At 67.3% G+C, this 1594-nt stretch carries 2 protein-coding genes; both read left to right on the plus strand.

Annotated features, from left to right (window positions below; genetic code table 11):
- Positions 1-723 (plus strand): metallopeptidase TldD-related protein (locus ENZ74_RS31310; RefSeq protein ID WP_164761369.1); only part of this gene is annotated, 723 nt, incomplete at its 5' end.
- Complete coding sequence (locus ENZ74_RS31315) at positions 710-1513, plus strand: 3'(2'),5'-bisphosphate nucleotidase CysQ (RefSeq protein ID WP_013532346.1); 804 nt, start codon at positions 710-712, stop codon at positions 1511-1513. The genes ENZ74_RS31310 and ENZ74_RS31315, both read left to right, overlap by 14 nt.
- Positions 1514-1594 lie beyond the last annotated feature (81 nt).

The following is a 1594-nucleotide window of genomic DNA, read 5'->3' on the forward strand; positions in this document are numbered from 1 at the left end:
GCGCCCGAGGACATCGGCCGCAAGGCCGGCGAGCGCGCCGTGCGCCGCATCGGCGCGCGCAAGGCGGCGACCGGGCCGGTCGACGTGGTGTTCGACCCACGCGTCGCGCGCGGCATCGCCGGCCATCTCGCCGGCGCCATCAACGGCGCCTCGGTCGCGCGCAAGACCTCGTTCCTGCGCGACATGATGGGCAAGCAGGTGGCCGCCTCCGCCATCACCGTCACCGACGAGCCGCTCCGGCGACGTGGCCAGGCCTCGCGTCCGTTCGACGGCGAAGGCGTCGAGGGCGAAAAGCTGTTGATGGTCGAGAAGGGCGTGCTCAACCACTGGTTCCTGTCGACCTCGGCTGCAAGGGAGCTGGGCCTCGTCACCAACGGCCGCGGCGCACGCAGCGGCTCCTCCGTTACGCCATCCTCCACCAATCTCGCCATCGAACCCGGCGAGCGGTCGCCGGAAGAGCTGATCAAATCGCTCAAGACCGGCTTCTACGTCACCGAGGTGTTCGGCCAGGGCGTCGACATGGTCACCGGCGAATACAGCCGCGGCGCTTCCGGTTTCTGGATCGAGAATGGCGAACTGGCCTATCCCGTCGCCGAGGTCACCATCGCCTCGAACCTGAAGACGATGTTCCTCAACATGGTGCCGGCCGATGACCTCGACCGCAATTTCGGCACCGCGGCGCCGACGCTCCTGATCGAAGGCATGACCCTTGCCGGAGCATGACCTGACCACTGCCGGAGCCACCGAAGACTTGCCGCTGCTGCGCGATGCCGCCCGCGAGGCGGGGGTGATCGCCATGCGCTACTTCGGCAACAGCCCGCAAGTCTGGATGAAGGGCGGCACATCACCGGTCAGCGAGGCCGACCACGCGGCCGACGCCTATCTGCGCGAAACATTGCTGGCGGCGCGGCCGGATTATGGCTGGCTGTCGGAAGAGACAGTTGACGATCCGGTCCGGCTTTCGGCACGCCGCACCTTCGTCGTCGACCCGATCGACGGCACGCGCGGTTTCCTGGAAGGCCAGCGCACCTGGTGCGTCAGCGTCGCCGTCGTCGAGCATGGCCGCACGCTGGCCGGCGTGCTGGAATGCCCGGCGATGGAGGAGACCTATTGGGCGCTGCCCGGCCAGGGTGCTTTCCGCAACGGCAAGCGCATTGCGGTTCGCAAGCTGGCGGAAACGGCCGAGATTTCCGGGCTGAAGCAGTTGACCGACCTGATGCCTGCCGAATGGCAGGCGCGGCTGAAGCGGGCGCCTTACAGCCCTTCGCTCGCCTATCGGCTGGCCATGATCGCCAATGGCGCGCTGGACGCCACTTTCGTCAAGCCGAACGCGCATGACTGGGACATTGCGGCGGCCGACCTCATCCTGCGCGAGGCCGGCGGCCAGCTGCTCGACCAGCATGGCCGCGCTCCACTTTATGCCGGCGAGGTGACTCGTCACGGCGCCCTTGCTGCCGGCAGCGGTGAATTGCTGGCCGTGCTCGCCGGCGTCATCGCCGGTCTGGACACGTGAAAGCGTTTTCCCCGGCGAGATGAATTCATCTCGCCCTAAAGGTTCCAAAGTCGGCGGCTTTGGTCTAGACCTGTGACAAAC

Source organism: Mesorhizobium sp. M7A.F.Ca.CA.002.15.2.1, from assembly GCF_003998715.1.
Classification (GTDB): Bacteria; Pseudomonadota; Alphaproteobacteria; order Rhizobiales; family Rhizobiaceae; genus Mesorhizobium; species Mesorhizobium ciceri.